The sequence below is a fragment of the Kosakonia sp. S57 genome (genome assembly GCF_016516575.1).
GTDB classification, from domain to species: Bacteria; Pseudomonadota; Gammaproteobacteria; order Enterobacterales; family Enterobacteriaceae; genus Kosakonia; species Kosakonia cowanii.
Genome location: NZ_JACVUL010000008.1, coordinates 62,046 through 77,138, shown reverse-complemented (window position 1 = coordinate 77,138; position 15,093 = coordinate 62,046). Strand labels below are relative to the sequence as shown.

General features: G+C 57.8%; 13 protein-coding genes. 8 read left to right on the top strand and 5 right to left on the bottom strand.

Annotated elements, in window-relative coordinates:
* The first annotated feature begins 144 nt into the window (after nucleotides 1-144).
* Complete coding sequence (rapA, locus tag IAE48_RS09760; RefSeq protein WP_200134222.1) at nucleotides 145-3,051, top strand: RNA polymerase-associated protein RapA; 2,907 nt, start codon at nucleotides 145-147, stop codon at nucleotides 3,049-3,051.
* Between the two features lie 12 nt (nucleotides 3,052-3,063).
* Nucleotides 3,064-3,723: a bifunctional tRNA pseudouridine(32) synthase/23S rRNA pseudouridine(746) synthase RluA gene (rluA, locus tag IAE48_RS09755; protein ID WP_094419342.1), complete on the top strand. Its 660-nt coding sequence runs from the start codon at nucleotides 3,064-3,066 to the stop codon at nucleotides 3,721-3,723.
* Nucleotides 3,724-3,760: 37 nt separating this feature from the next.
* Here the strand turns inward: rluA and djlA are convergent, their stop codons facing one another.
* The gene (djlA, locus tag IAE48_RS09750) at nucleotides 3,761-4,585 is read right to left on the bottom strand and encodes a co-chaperone DjlA (RefSeq protein WP_200134221.1); all 825 of its coding nucleotides are present in this window, start codon (nucleotides 4,583-4,585) and stop codon (nucleotides 3,761-3,763) included.
* Nucleotides 4,586-4,780: 195 nt separating this feature from the next.
* Here djlA and lptD point away from each other — a divergent pair, with 195 nt between their 5' ends.
* The 6 genes from lptD to apaH are packed head-to-tail and all read left to right on the top strand — an operon-like array spanning nucleotide 4,781 to nucleotide 11,500.
* On the top strand, nucleotides 4,781-7,123 hold the full coding sequence (gene lptD, locus IAE48_RS09745) for an LPS assembly protein LptD (protein WP_200134220.1): 2,343 nt from the start codon (nucleotides 4,781-4,783) through the stop codon (nucleotides 7,121-7,123).
* 53 nt (nucleotides 7,124-7,176) lie between these two features.
* Nucleotides 7,177-8,463 (top strand): peptidylprolyl isomerase SurA, encoded by a 1,287-nt coding sequence (surA, locus tag IAE48_RS09740; protein ID WP_023480474.1) that lies wholly within the window; start codon nucleotides 7,177-7,179, stop codon nucleotides 8,461-8,463.
* The gene (gene pdxA, locus IAE48_RS09735; RefSeq protein WP_200134277.1) at nucleotides 8,460-9,449 is read left to right on the top strand and encodes a 4-hydroxythreonine-4-phosphate dehydrogenase PdxA; all 990 of its coding nucleotides are present in this window, start codon (nucleotides 8,460-8,462) and stop codon (nucleotides 9,447-9,449) included. Before surA ends, pdxA begins: the two co-directional genes overlap by 4 nt.
* Nucleotides 9,446-10,267 carry a 16S rRNA (adenine(1518)-N(6)/adenine(1519)-N(6))-dimethyltransferase RsmA gene (gene rsmA, locus IAE48_RS09730; RefSeq protein ID WP_023480359.1) on the top strand — a complete coding sequence of 274 codons (822 nt, stop codon included), beginning with the start codon at nucleotides 9,446-9,448 and terminating at the stop codon, nucleotides 10,265-10,267. Before pdxA ends, rsmA begins: the two co-directional genes overlap by 4 nt.
* 3 nt (nucleotides 10,268-10,270) lie before the next feature.
* Nucleotides 10,271-10,648 carry a Co2+/Mg2+ efflux protein ApaG gene (gene apaG / locus IAE48_RS09725; protein ID WP_042715373.1) on the top strand — a complete coding sequence of 126 codons (378 nt, stop codon included), beginning with the start codon at nucleotides 10,271-10,273 and terminating at the stop codon, nucleotides 10,646-10,648.
* 3 nt (nucleotides 10,649-10,651) lie between these two features.
* Nucleotides 10,652-11,500: a bis(5'-nucleosyl)-tetraphosphatase (symmetrical) ApaH gene (apaH, locus tag IAE48_RS09720; protein WP_200134219.1), complete on the top strand. Its 849-nt coding sequence runs from the start codon at nucleotides 10,652-10,654 to the stop codon at nucleotides 11,498-11,500.
* 34 nt (nucleotides 11,501-11,534) lie between these two features.
* On the opposite strand, the gene folA is transcribed toward apaH, so the two are convergent.
* The 4 genes from folA to IAE48_RS09700 all read right to left on the bottom strand — a co-directional run bounded on the left by folA (nucleotide 11,535) and on the right by IAE48_RS09700 (nucleotide 14,960).
* Entirely contained in the window at nucleotides 11,535-12,014 is a 480-nt protein-coding gene (folA, locus tag IAE48_RS09715) for a type 3 dihydrofolate reductase (protein ID WP_023480281.1), read from the bottom strand.
* A 194-nt stretch (nucleotides 12,015-12,208) separates the two neighbouring features.
* Nucleotides 12,209-14,071, bottom strand: coding sequence for a glutathione-regulated potassium-efflux system protein KefC (gene kefC, locus IAE48_RS09710; RefSeq protein WP_042715378.1), 1,863 nt, complete (start codon nucleotides 14,069-14,071; stop codon nucleotides 12,209-12,211).
* On the bottom strand, nucleotides 14,064-14,594 hold the full coding sequence (gene kefF, locus IAE48_RS09705) for a glutathione-regulated potassium-efflux system oxidoreductase KefF (protein WP_200134218.1): 531 nt from the start codon (nucleotides 14,592-14,594) through the stop codon (nucleotides 14,064-14,066). The genes kefC and kefF overlap by 8 nt, the downstream gene beginning before the upstream one ends.
* A 132-nt stretch (nucleotides 14,595-14,726) precedes the next feature.
* The gene (locus IAE48_RS09700) at nucleotides 14,727-14,960 is read right to left on the bottom strand and encodes a YgdI/YgdR family lipoprotein (RefSeq protein ID WP_042715383.1); all 234 of its coding nucleotides are present in this window, start codon (nucleotides 14,958-14,960) and stop codon (nucleotides 14,727-14,729) included.
* Nucleotides 14,961-15,093: the final 133 nt, after the last annotated feature.

The following is a 15,093-nucleotide window of genomic DNA, read 5'->3' as shown; positions in this document are numbered from 1 at the left end:
GTGATGCTGCACGAATCGGTCTATACGAACGAAGTTGGTTCCAGTACCATAGCGCCCTTCCTTTTTCTGGCCCCAAATTTATCCGCCCGCCTGTCGCCAGGCGGTGACGAACTATTGCCTGCAATTAGAGATTAGAGTTCATTTATGCCCTTTACACTTGGTCAACGCTGGATCAGCGATACGGAAAGCGAGCTTGGACTTGGTACTGTCGTTGCGATGGACGCGCGCACGGTCACCCTGCTTTTCCCCGCCACCGGTGAAAATCGCTTGTATGCCCGCAGCGACTCTCCCGTCACGCGCGTCATGTTCAATCCCGGTGACACCATCACCAGTCACGACGGCTGGCAGCTCACCATCGATGAAGTCAACGAAGAGAACGGTCTGCTCGCCTATACCGGTACGCGTCTTGATACCGGTGAGAGCAACGTGGTGCTGCGTGAAGTGCTGCTCGACAGCAAGCTGGTGTTCAGCAAGCCGCAGGATCGTCTTTTCGCCGGGCAGATTGATCGTATGGACCGTTTCGCGCTGCGCTACCGCGCGCGGAAATACCAGAGTGAGCAGTACCGCATGCCGTGGAGCGGCCTGCGTGGGCAGCGTACGAACCTGATTCCGCACCAGTTGCACATCGCCCATGACGTGGGTCGCCGCCATGCGCCGCGCGTGCTGCTGGCCGATGAAGTGGGGCTGGGCAAAACCATTGAAGCCGGGATGATCCTGCATCAGCAGCTGCTGGCGGGAGCCGCCGAGCGCGTGCTAATCGTGGTGCCGGAAACCCTGCAACACCAGTGGCTGGTTGAGATGCTGCGCCGCTTCAACCTGCGCTTTGCGCTGTTTGATGACGATCGTTATGCCGAAGCGCAGCACGATAGCGATAACCCGTTCGAGACCGAACAGCTGGTGATCTGCTCTCTCGATTTCGTGCGCCGCAGCAAGCAGCGCCTCGAACACCTCTGTGATGCCGAGTGGGATCTGCTGGTGGTCGATGAAGCGCACCACCTGGTGTGGAGCGAAAAAGAGGCGAGCCGCGAATATCTCGCCATTGAACAACTGGCCGAGCGCGTGCCGGGCATTCTGCTGCTGACCGCGACGCCGGAACAGCTCGGTATGGAGAGCCACTTTGCGCGTCTGCGCCTGCTCGATCCGAACCGTTTCCATGATTTCGCCCAGTTTGTTGATGAGCAGCAGAACTACCGTCCGGTGGCCGACGCCGTCGCGCTGCTGCTGGCGGGCGAACGCCTGAGCAATGACGATCTCAATATGCTGAGCGAGCTGGTGGGCGAGCAGGATATCGAGCCGCTGCTGCAAACCGCGAACAGCGATCGCGACGGCGCTGCCGATGCGCGCCAGGAGCTGATCGCCATGCTGATGGATCGCCACGGCACCAGCCGCGTGCTGTTCCGTAACACCCGTAACGGGGTGAAAGGCTTCCCGAAACGTGAACTGCACACGGTGAAACTGCCGCTGCCGACCCAGTACCAGACGGCGATTAAAGTCTCCGGCATTATGGGTGCGCGTAAAAGCCAGGAAGAGCGCGCCCGCGACATGCTCTACCCGGAGCAGATCTACCAGGAGTTTGAGGGCGACAGCGGCACCTGGTGGAACTTCGATCCGCGCGTCGAGTGGCTGATGGGCTACCTCACCAGCCACCGCTCGCAGAAGGTGCTGGTGATCTGCGCCAAAGCGGCGACCGCGCTGCAGCTGGAGCAGGTTCTGCGCGAGCGCGAAGGCATCCGCGCAGCGGTGTTCCATGAAGGGATGTCGATTATTGAACGTGACCGCGCGGCGGCGTGGTTCTCGGAAGAGGATAGCGGCGCGCAGGTGCTGCTCTGCTCCGAAATCGGCTCTGAAGGGCGTAACTTCCAGTTCGCCAGCCATCTGGTGATGTTCGACCTGCCGTTTAACCCGGATCTGCTCGAGCAGCGTATTGGCCGTCTGGATCGTATTGGTCAGGCGCACGACATTCAGATCCACGTGCCATATCTTGAAAAAACCGCGCAGTCGGTGCTGGTGCGCTGGTATCACGAAGGGCTGGACGCGTTTGAACACACCTGCCCGACCGGACGCGCGATCTATGACAGCGTGCACGGTGAGCTGATTAACTACCTGGCCGCACCGGAAAATACTGACGGTTTTGACGATCTGATTAAAACCTGCCGCGCGCAGCATGATGAGCTGAAAGCGCAGCTGGAGCAGGGCCGCGACCGCCTGCTGGAGATCCACTCCAACGGCGGCGAAAAAGCGCAGGCGCTGGCTGACAGTATTGCAGAGCAGGATGACGACACCGCGCTTATCGCCTTCGCCATGAACCTGTTTGATATCGTCGGCATTAACCAGGACGATCGCGGCGAGAACATGATTGTGCTGACGCCGTCGGATCATATGCTGGTGCCGGACTTCCCGGGCTTGCCGGAAGATGGCTGCACCATCACCTTCGAGCGTGATGTAGCGCTGTCGCGCGAAGATGCGCAGTTTGTCACCTGGGAGCACCCGATCATCCGCAACGGCCTGGATCTGATCCTCTCCGGCGACACCGGCAGCAGCACCATTTCGCTGCTGAAGAACAAAGCCTTACCGGTCGGCACGCTGCTGGTGGAGCTGATCTACGTGGTCGAAGCGCAAGCGCCGAAGCAGCTGCAGCTTAACCGCTTCCTGCCATCGACGCCGATCCGCCTGCTGGTGGATAAAAACGGCAACAACCTCGCTGCGCAGGTGGAGTTTGAGACCTTTAACCGCCAGTTGAGCGCGGTCAACCGCCATACCGGCAGCAAACTGGTCAACGCCGTACAGCAGGAAGTGCATACCATCCTGCAAAAAGGGGAAGCCCAGGTGGCTGACGCCGCGAAGGCGCTGATTGAAGCCGCGCGCCGCGAAGCCGATGAGAAGCTCTCTGCGGAGCTGGCGCGTCTGGAAGCGCTGAAAGCCGTCAACCCGAACATTCGTGATGACGAGCTGGAAGCGATCGAAAGCAACCGGCTGCAGGTGATGGAGAGCCTGGCGCAGGCCAGCTGGCGTCTGGACGCGCTGCGTCTGATTGTCGTCACGCATCAATAAACGGAGCCCGCAATGGTGATGGAGCCCTACAACCCGCCGCAGGATCCCTGGCTGGTCATTCTCTATCAGGATGAGCACATTATGGTCGTCAACAAGCCCAGCGGCTTGTTGTCGGTGCCGGGGCGTCTTGATGAGCACAAAGACAGCGTGATGACGCGCATTCAGCGCGACTATCCGCTGGCGGAATCGGTGCACCGGCTGGATATGGCCACCAGCGGCGTGATTGTGGTGGCACTCACCAAAGCGGCCGAGCGCGAGCTGAAACGCCAGTTCCGTGAACGCGAACCGAAAAAGCAGTACCTGGCGCGCGTCTGGGGTCACCCGGAAAAAGCGGAAGGGCTGGTGGATCTGCCGCTGATTTGCGACTGGCCGAACCGGCCAAAGCAGAAGGTCTGTTTTGAAACCGGCAAAGCGGCGCAGACGGAGTATGAAGTACTGTCCTATGACGAGGATGGCAGCGCGCGGGTGCGCCTGAAGCCGATTACCGGTCGTTCACACCAGCTGCGTGTGCATATGCTGGCGCTGGGTCATCCGATTCTTGGCGACCGCTTTTATGCGACGCCAGAGGCGCTGGCAATGGCGCCGCGTTTACAGCTCCATGCCGAAATATTGACCATTACCCATCCGGCGTTTGGCAACAGCATGACGTTTAAGGCACCGGTGGATTTTTGAGAACGCGCCCCGATCTTGCGGTCGGGGACGTTTTTTATTAGCGGAACCCTTTCTGTTCGCGAATCAGTTCGTAGGCTTTCTGGATGTCCTGCGCTTTCTGCTTCGCCATCTCCATCATCTCCGGCGGTAATCCTTTCGCCACCAGCTTGTCCGGGTGATGCTCGCCCATTAAGCGGCGATAGGCGCGTTTAATGGTTGTCGCATCGTCGGTGGCTTTCACCCCCAGCACGTTACAGGCATCTTCCAGCGTTGGGCCGCGCTGCGACTGCTGCCATCCACCACCGCCTGCTTGCTGCTGTGAGTTGTTAAAGCCGCCGCCAAACTGCGCCCCGCCCTGCATCATCAGCAGGAACTGATCGAACTGCTGGCGAGAGATGCCCAGCTCTTCGGCAATGACGTACAGAACCTGGCGTTCGCTCGGGTGGAGCGTACCGTCAGCAAACGCTGCCTGGATTTGAATTTCCAGAAACATCCTAATCAAATCAAAGCGGCCGAAACAGACGCTGCGAAACTGACGCATCTTGTCGCGTAACGGGTAGTTATCCGTTTTGCCGACGCGAAACGCGTGCTGCGCCGCGGTACGTGACTCGCCGTGCAGGTTCAGACGATCCATAAACAGGCTGGCGATCTGAATATCCGCTTCCGTTACGCGCCCCTTCGATTTGGTTAAATGCCCCATCACCTCAAAGGTGGTGGCAAAAAAGAGCGTCTGGCGCTCGCGCTGGTTGGCAAACCACGCCATTTTACGGCTGCGTGATTTGTCAAAAAGATGCCCAATAATCAGCCCCAGCACGGCGCCCCAAAAGCCGCCGCCTACGAAAAGGGCAACGACTACTCCAACCACTTTCCCCCAATACTGCATATACTCCCCAAATCGTCATGCCGTCGGCTAAAATTTGCTTTATCATACCCGTCATTCTATGCCGTGCACAGGCGCAGGCTCTCCTTCTGGCTCGAACGCGGGCAGGATTAAAACTAGCGTTGCAAAGGCGAGTAAGTTAGTCTCAGACCGTTTGCCAGCGTAAAGCCACAGATGACGGAACAACACATAAAACGTATGAAAAAACGTATCCCCACCCTCCTGGCCACCATGATTGGCTACGCCCTTTACAGTCAGCAGGGGATGGCAGCCGATCTTGCCTCGCAGTGTATGCTTGGCGTTCCCAGCTATAACCGCCCCCTGATTAAAGGCGATACCAATAACTTACCGGTAACGATCAACGCCGATCATGCTAAAGGCAACTACCCGGACGACGCCGTTTTTACCGGCAATGTCGATATTAATCAGGGTAATAGCCGCATGCAGGCCGATGAGGTTCAGGTTCATCAACAGCAACCGGAAGGTCAGACGGAACCTGTACGAACGGTGGATGCGCTCGGTAATGTGCACTATGACGACAATCAGGTCATCCTGAAAGGTCCGAAAGGTTGGGCGAATCTCAACACAAAAGATACCAATATCTGGGACGGTAATTACCAGATGGTGGACCGCCAGGGACGCGGTACAGCCGATGTGATGAAACAGCGCGGCCAGAATCGCTACACCATTCTGGACAACGGTACCTTCACCTCCTGTCTGCCCGGCTCCAATACCTGGAGCGTTGTCGGCAGCGAGGTGATTCAGGATCGCGAAGAGCAGGTTGCTGAGATCTGGAACGCCCGCTTTAAGCTCGGCCCGGTTCCGGTCTTCTATAGCCCCTATTTGCAGTTGCCAATCGGGGATAAACGCCGTTCAGGTTTCCTGATCCCGAACGCCAAGTACTCAACCAGCAACTACTTCGAATTCTACCTGCCCTACTACTGGAACATCGCGCCCAATATGGATGCGACGATCACGCCGCACTATATCCACAAGCGCGGTAACACCCAGTGGCAGAACGAGTTCCGCTACCTGTCGCAGGCGGGCCAGGGCCTGATCGAGTTCGATTATCTGCCCTCCGATAAAGTGTATGAAGATGAGCACCCAACCGAAGGCGATCGCCATCGCTGGCTCTTCTTCTGGCAGCATGCCGGGGTGCTGGATCAGGTGTGGCGTTTTAACGCCAACTACACCAAAGTTAGCGATCCGAACTACTTTAACGACTTCTCGTCAAAATATGGTTCCAGTACAGACGGTTACGCCACGCAGATCCTCAGCGTCGGCTATGCGGTTGAAAACTTTGACGCTACGGTCTCTACCAAGCAGTTCCAGGTGTTTAACCGTAACAACAGTAACTCCTACTCTGCGCAGCCGCAGGTGGACGTAAACTGGTACCACAACGATCTCGGTCCGTTCGATTTCCGCGTGTATGGCCAGGCGGTTAACTTTGTTAATACCAACAAAAATAACCCTGAGTCGACGCGTCTGCATCTGGAGCCGACCTTAAGCCTGCCGCTTTCGAATGGCTGGAGCAGTCTTAATACCGAAGTCAAAATGTTGGCGACCCACTACCAGCAGACCAATGTCGACACCTATAACACCCGTAACGGCACCGATTACCGCGAGTCTGTTGACCGCGTCATGCCGCAGTTTAAGACTGACGGCAAGCTGGTGTTCGAACGTAATATGGACTGGGCGGCGGGCTACACCCAGACGCTGGAGCCACGTGCGCAGTACCTCTATGTGCCGTACCGCGATCAGAGCCATATCAATAACTACGACTCCTCCCTGTTGCAGTCAGACTACAGCGGCCTGTTCCGTGACCGTACCTATGGCGGTCTCGACCGCATCGCGTCGGCAAACCAGGTCACTACCGGTCTCACTACGCGTATTTTTGATGATGCGGCGGTTGAACGTTTTAACGTTTCTGTTGGTCAAATCTACTATTTCACCGAGTCCCGTACCGGTGATGACAACATCAAATGGGAGAAAGACAACAAAACCGGTTCGCTGGTGTGGGCAGGTGACACCTACTGGCGTATCTCCGACCGTTGGGGTCTGCGCGGCGGGGTTCAGTACGATACGCGTCTGAACAACATCGCCAACAGCAGCTCTGCGCTGGAGTACCGCCGGGATCAAGACCGTCTGCTGCAGCTGAGCTACCGTTATGCAAGCCCGGAGTATATCCAGGCAACGCTGCCGAACTACGCGGCATCAGAGCAGTATAAAAACGGGATTTCGCAGGTGGGCACCGCCGCAAGCTGGCCGATTGCCGATCGCTGGTCTCTTGTTGGCGCGTACTATCTTGATACCAATACCAAAAAGCCTGCGGACCAGATGGTTGGCGTGCAGTACAACTCCTGCTGTTATGCGATTCGCCTCGGTTGGGAACGCAAACTTAACGGCTGGGAGAACGATCAGAGCAAGTATGAAAAAGTTATCGGTTTCAACATTGAGCTTCGCGGCCTGAGCTCCAACTATGGCCTGGGTACGCAAGAGATGCTGCGCTCGAACATCCTGCCGTACCGTAGCTCACTGTGATCTGTTTGATTTGCAACGTAATCCGCACTGCGGTTAATTGAAATGGAAAAGGTATGAAGAACTGGAAAACGCTGCTTCTCGGTATCGCTATGGTTGCGAATACCAGTTTTGCCGCGCCTCAGGTTGTCGATAAAGTCGCCGCCGTGGTGAATAACGGCGTCGTGCTCGAAAGTGACGTTGATGGTTTGATGCAGTCCGTCAAAGCGAATGCTGGCCAGGCAGGCCAACAGTTGCCGGATGACAAAACCCTGCGCCATCAGATCCTGGAGCGTCTGATCATGGATCAGATCATTTTGCAGATGGGCACGAAGATGGGCGTCAAAGTGACTGACGAACAGCTCGATGCCGCTATCGCGGATATTGCGAAACAGAACAACATGACGATGGATCAGATGCGCAGCCGTCTGGCCTACGATGGGATGAATTTCAGCACCTATCGTAATCAGATCCGCAAAGAGATGATCATCTCCGAAGTGCGTAACAGCGAAGTGCGTCGCCGCGTGACCGTGCTGCCGCAGGAAGTGGAGTCGCTGGCGCAGCAGGTTGGCAACCAGAACGATGCCAGCACCGAGCTGAACCTGAGCCACATCCTGATCCCGCTGTCAGAAAACCCGACCTCCGCGCAGGTTAACGAAGCAGAAGCCCAGGCGCGCTCGATCATCGAGCAGGCACGCAACGGCGCTGACTTTGGCAAGCTGGCAATCACCTACTCTGCTGACCAGCAGGCGCTGAAAGGCGGCCAGATGGGCTGGGGCCGTATTCAGGAGCTGCCGAGCGTCTTCGCTCAGGCGCTGAGCACGGCGAAAAAAGGCGACGTGCTGGGTCCAATCCGCTCCGGTGTTGGTTTCCACATTCTTAAAGTGAACGATCTGCGCGGTCAGTCGAAGAGCATCTCCGTGACCGAAGTGCATGCCCGTCACATCCTGCTGAAACCGTCGCCGATCATGACCGATGACCAGGCGCGTACTAAGCTGGAAGAGATTGCTGCCGATATTAAGAGCGGTCGCACCACGTTTGCTAATGCGGCGAAAGAGTTCTCTCAGGATCCGGGTTCAGCCAACCAGGGCGGCGACCTCGGCTGGGCGGCAGCGGATATCTACGATCCCGCTTTCCGCGATGCGCTGATGAAGCTGAAACGCGGCCAGATGAGCGGCCCGGTGCACTCCTCCTTCGGCTGGCACCTGATCGAAATGCTCGATTCGCGCAACGTCGACAAAACCGATGCCGCGCAGAAAGATCGTGCCTACCGGATGTTGATGAACCGCAAGTTCTCTGAAGAGGCGGCAACCTGGATGCAGGAACAACGCGCCAGCGCTTACGTCAAAATTCTGAGCAACTGATGAACACGCAGCGCATCGTTATCACTCCCGGCGAACCCGCCGGGATTGGCCCGGATCTGGTGGTGCAGCTCGCCCAGCGCGACTGGCCGGTTGAACTGGTAATCTGCGGCGATGCGACGCTGTTAACTGACCGGGCAGCCCTGCTCGGTCTGCCGCTTACGCTTCGGGAGTACGCTCCCGGGCACGCAGCGGTGCCGCAACAGGCCGGAACCCTTACCCTGCTGCCCGTTGCGCTCAACGCGCCGGTTGTCGCCGGCCGTCTTAATCCGCAAAACGGTGCTTACGTCGTCTCTACCCTTGCCCGCGCCTGTGATGGTTGCCTGAACGGTGAGTTCGCCGCGCTGGTTACCGGCCCGGTGCATAAAGGGGTGATCAACGATTCGGGTACGCCCTTTACCGGGCACACGGAGTTTTTCGAGCAGCGCGCTCACGCCGACAAAGTGGTAATGATGCTGGCAACGGAGACGCTGCGCGTGGCGCTGGCGACGACGCATCTGCCGCTCAGAGAGGTGGCGGATGCCATCACGCCCGATCTGCTGCGTGAAGTTATCACCATTCTGCACGGCGATTTACGCCAGAAGTTTGGCATCGCCTCTCCGCATATTCTGGTCTGCGGCCTCAACCCCCACGCGGGCGAAGGTGGCCATATGGGCACGGAAGAGATCGATACCATCATTCCGGTGCTGGAAGCGATGCGTCGCGAAGGCATGAACTTGAGCGGTCCGCTCCCGGCAGACACGCTGTTTCAGCCGAAATACCTCGATAACGCCGACGCGGTGCTGGCGATGTACCACGATCAAGGCCTGCCCGTGCTAAAATACCAGGGCTTTGGCCGCGGGGTGAATATTACCCTCGGTTTACCTTTTATTCGCACCTCCGTCGACCACGGTACCGCCCTTGAGCTGGCGGGACAGGGAACCGCGGAGGTCGGCAGTTTTATTACGGCGCTTAATCTCGCCATCAAGATGATTGTTAATACTCAATGAATACTCGCGTCCATCAGGGCCACTTAGCCCGCAAGCGCTTCGGGCAAAACTTCCTCCACGACCAGTTCGTGATCGACAGCATCGTTTCCGCCATCAACCCGCAAAAGGGTCAGGCCATGGTCGAAATAGGCCCGGGTCTTGGCGCGCTGACCGAACCGGTCGGCGACCGTCTGGATAAAATGACGGTTATCGAGCTTGACCGCGATCTGGCGGCTCGTCTGCAAACGCATCCGTTCCTCGCACCAAAGCTGACGATTTATCAGCAGGATGCGATGACCATGAACTTCGGCGAGCTGTCGCAAACCCTCGGCCAGCCGCTGCGCGTTTTCGGCAATCTGCCCTACAACATCTCGACACCGTTGATGTTTCATCTGTTTAGCTATACTGATGCCATTGCCGACATGCACTTTATGTTGCAAAAAGAGGTGGTAAACCGCCTGGTTGCAGGGCCGAACAGTAAAGCGTATGGACGACTGAGCGTAATGGCGCAGTACTATTGCCAGGTGATCCCGGTGCTCGAAGTGCCGCCGACCGCCTTCGCGCCACCGCCAAAAGTCGATTCCGCCGTGGTGCGTCTGGTGCCGCATACCACTATGCCGCACCCGGTAAAAGAGGTTCGCACCCTGAGCCGCATTACTACCGAAGCGTTCAACCAGCGCCGTAAGACCATTCGTAACAGTCTCGGCAATGTGTTTACCGTCGACGTGCTTTCATCGTTGGGTATCGATCCGACGATGCGCGCAGAAAATATCTCTGTTGCGCAGTATTGTCAGTTAGCCAACTACCTGACGGATAATGCGCCGCCGAAGGAGAGTTAACCCATGATCAATTCGCCCCGCGTCTCTGTGCAGGTTCAAAGCCTCTATATCGAGTCACAGTCGCAACCCGACCATGAACGCTATGTCTTTGCTTACACCGTCACCATCCGGAACCTGGGGCGAAGCGCCGTCCAGTTGCTCAGTCGCTACTGGTTGATCACCAATGGAAATGGCCGCGAAACGGAAGTGCAGGGCGAAGGTGTGGTCGGCGAGCAGCCCCATATCGAGCCAGGCGGCGAATTTCAGTACACCAGCGGCGCGGTGATCGAAACGCCGCTGGGCACCATGCAGGGCCATTACGATATGGTCGATGCGCAGGGCAACCCCTTCCGCGTCGCTATCCCGGTCTTCCGACTCGCCGTTCCAATAGTGATCCATTAATCAATGTCTACATACTTTATTGGCGACGTTCACGGTTGCTTTGATGAACTGATCGCGCTGTTAAACCAGGTGCAGTTTTCACCGGAAAAAGACACCGTATGGCTGACCGGCGACCTCGTGGCGCGCGGCCCTGGCTCGCTCGACGTGCTGCGTTACGTCAAATCCCTTGGCGACAGCGCGCGCGTTGTGCTCGGCAATCACGATCTGCATCTGCTGGCAGTCTTTGCCGGTATCAGCCGCAATAAGCCGAAAGATCGCCTTAACCTGCTGCTGGAAGCACCCGACGCCGACGAGCTGATTAACTGGCTGCGTCGCCAGCCGCTGCTGCAAATCGATGAAGAGAAAAAGGTGGTGATGGCCCACGCCGGGATCACGCCACAGTGGGATCTCGACACGGCGAAAAGCTGCGCCCGCGATGTCGAAGCGGTGCTGGCAAGCGACTCCTATCCGCTGTTCCTCGATGCGATGTATGGCGATCTGCCAAACCACTGGTCGCCGGAGCTGAGCGGCCTTGCACGTTTACGCTTTATCACCAACGCATTTACGCGGATGCGTTACTGCTTCCCGAACGGGCAGCTGGATATGTACTGCAAAGATACGCCGCAGAACGCGCCGGCACCGCTGAAACCCTGGTTCTCAATTCCGGGTCCGGTCGCGCAAGAGTACAGCATCGTCTTCGGTCACTGGGCATCGCTGGAAGGCGAAGGCACGCCGGAGGGGATTTACGGCCTGGATACCGGCTGCTGCTGGGGCGGGGATCTCACCTGCCTGCGCTGGGAAGATAAGCAGATCTTCACCCAGCCATCGAATCGCCAGATGGATCTGGGTGATGGGGAAGCCATCGCCTCCTGAAATGAAAATCCCCGGCATGCCGGGGATTTTGCTATTAGCGACGCTCGAGAATTTCGAAGCAGTAGCTGTGTGAATTCTGCGCGTCCGCGTCGTGGAATTCACTGAAGACCGAGTCCCACTCGTCCGGATCGTAATCCGGAAAATGGGTATCGCCCTCCACTTCCGCATCAATGTGCGTCAGATAGAGGCGCTGCGCTTTCGGCAGGAACTGCTCATACACGCGGCCGCCACCGATCACCATGATCTCCTGCGCATCGCCGCACGCCGCCAGCGCATCCTCAACGGATTTCACCCACTCAACGCGATCGTCGGTGCCAGGCTGGCTGCTGATGACAATGTTTTTACGCCCCGGCAGCGGGCGACCGATGGATTCCCATGTCAGGCGGCCCATCACAACAGGTTTATTCAAGGTGTTGCGCTTAAACCAGGCGAGATCGGCAGGGAGATCCCACGGCATGGCATTCTCCATACCGATGACGCGATCCACTGCTAACGCCGCAATCAGACTGATCATTCATTCATTTCCTGGATGCAAAAAATTGTCGCCACTATACGGAAAGCACAATCTTTCGTCGACGGTGTGCAAGGTAAAGAAGAAGAAAAATTTCTGTTCTGCTGGCGGTGGCCCTGCACATCTTCGCACCGCCAGCTTTCCATGCCTGATCTATCAAGCCGTTAGCCGTCAAGCAGCCTTAACAGACCGCGCGATCAGGGCTCTGGTTTCACCGCGGGCTCATCTGCCGGATCGTCAGTGTGCCGCCCCTCTTCCGTCCCCTGCCAGCCATGGCGCTGCGTGACGGAGAGATGCGCACGGTCTTCGGCGATAATCTCCGTCAGCATGGCGCTGGTACGCTTAAACACCGCAACGCGCCCCTGGCCGCCATCTTCCGCATTCGCCATCTCTTCAATCATGTCGTGATTAAAGCGGCGGAAGCGATCGGCGCGCTCGCGCGCCTCATAGGCACCCAGCCCCAGCCCTTCAAGCGCCTGACGGCCGGTTTTTAGCGCCGCTTCGAAGGTTTCACGTTCAGGATCCTCAACGCCCATCTGACGCAGGCGAATGTAGTGATCGACATCGCGGGCGCGGGCAATAATGCGCAGGTGCGGGAAGTGCTCCTTCGCCAGCTCCGTTAAGTGCAGGCTAGCTTCGGGATCATCAATTGCGTTGATCAAGACTTCCGCCCGCGCCGCGCCCGCAGACTCCAGCAGATCGACGCGGGTCGCGTCACCGTAGAAGACCTTCATACCAAACTTACGCAGCGTCTCGATATGGTCGGGATCGTGATCGAGGATCACCATCTTCACGCCGCTGGAGAGCAGCAGACGCCCTGAGATCTGCCCGAAGCGGCCAAAGCCGGCAACGATTACCCGCGCCTCCTCTTCGTCAATGGCATCGGCTTCCTGCTCCCGATCGCCGCCGCCCGCTTCCAGACGCGCAAGCACCAGCAGCAGCAGCGGCGTTGCCGCCATCGACAGCGCCACGGTGAGGGTTAAGGCTTTCGCCCATTCACTATCCAGCACTTGCGCCGTCTGCGCGGCACCAAACACCACGAAGGCAAACTCACTCCCCTGCCCCAGCAGTGCCGCGAACCACCAGCGCTGTTTGCGCGGCACCGTTAAAGGACGCGCAATCAGCCACAGCACAACGGTTTTGATCACCAGGAACCCGCCCAGCAGCAGTAGGATGCGCAGCGGATGGCTCACCAGCGTGCCGAAATCGATCGACATGCCGACGCCGATAAAGAAGAGCCCGAGCAGCAGCCCTTTAAACGGCTCGATATCGCTCTCCAGCGCGTGGCGATACTCGGAGCTGGCAAGCAGCACCCCGGCGAGGAAGGCGCCCATCGCCATCGATAACCCGGCCTCTTCCAGCAGCAAACCGAAACCGAAGACCAGCAGCAGCGCCACGGCGCAAAAGACTTCGCGCAGGCCGGAGCGGGCAACAAAACGCAGCGCCGGGCGCGCGACATAACGGCCAATCAGCACCACCAGCGTCAGCGCCGCCACCACTTTTAACGCGGATAATAGAAAGGCGCTGAGGGTCATCGCTCCGCCACTGGCGGCCAGTAGCGGGATCATCGCCACCAGCGGAATCGCGGCGATATCCTGGAACAGCAGCACTGAAAAGGCGCTGCGCCCCATCTGCGAGGCGGTAAGGTTCCGTTCATTCATCGCCTGCATGGCAATAGCGGTTGATGAGAGTCCCAGCGTCAGGCCAATCAGCAGCGCCACCGGCCACGGCAGCCCGAGCAGCAGGCAGAAACCACCGAGCAGCAGGCCACAGCTGCCCATCTGCAACGCGCCGCCGCCAAACACCGAGGCGCGCAATTTCCATAACCGCTGCGGATCGAGCTCGAGCCCGATAATAAACAGCATTAATACCACGCCGATTTCGGCGAAGTGCAGAATAGACTCCGCATCGGTGACCAGCCGTAATCCCCACGGGCCGATAATCCCGCCGGCAATCAGGTAACCAAGCACTGAACCGAGGCCGAGGCGCATGGCGATTGGCACCACCAGCGCCGCCGCGCCCAGGTAGATCAGCGCCTGAATCATTGAGTGACTATCCACGCTGCACCTCCAGCCATGTCTGCAAACGCTGTTTATATTGCCGTGCCTGCGCCTGCAGGGTTTCGTCATCGCAGACAAAAGTGCGGTGAATGGCAAAAGGCGGCAGCCAGGTTAGCCCGCAATAGAGCGCCGTGGCCTGCAAAGGCTGGGCCAGCACTTCAAAACCAGGGTGCTCACCCAGATCAAAATGATGCTCGCCGCCGCCGGTAGTCACCGCCCACATAATGCTTTTGCCACGCAACGCGGTGCCGCCGTGACCATATGCCCAGCCGTGGGCCAGCACTTTATCGATCCAGAGTTTGAGTAACGGCGTGACGCTATACCACTGCATCGGGTGCTGCCAGATGATGAGATCGGCACGTGCCAGCGCCTGCTGCTCGGCGGCAATGTCGATATTGAAATCGGGATAGAGGTCGTAAAGGGAGCGGATCTCCACCTCATCCATTGTCCTGACCTGCTCAAGCATCTGCTTATTAGCATGGGAGTGTTGCGGATAGGGGTGGGCGTAAATAATAAGGATCATCGATAACCTGTTTCACTGACAATTTTCAAAGAGTGTAGACAGTTAATCGATTGGCTAACAGTGGCAATCTGTAGGGAAATTCAGAGGGGGGTCGTGCGGCGGCGAGCGCCACCGCACCCTAAGCGTGGTGGATTAGTTATCCAGCTCGCTCATACCTTTAACCTGGTCACGGTTGATCTGCTGCGTTTTGCCGGTTTCGGCATTTTTAATGGAGACCATGCCGGTATCTTTGTCTACCTGCGGCTTGCCGTCGGTAACGATAGTTTTACCATCGGTCGTCTCTACAGCCTGGTTTGAAGAACAACCAGCAACGGTGAACAGCGCAGCGGCAGTCATTACGGATGTGAGCAGAAGTTTAGTTTTCATGGTTCTCTCCCTGTTTTGCAGTGAATTTTAGGCTTCTTGGGAGTAAGTGTAGGGTAACTTGCTGAGGGATGAGGAAAATACAGAACACTCTGAAGGTGGATGGGGAGTGCCAGGCCGGATAAGGCGTAGCCGC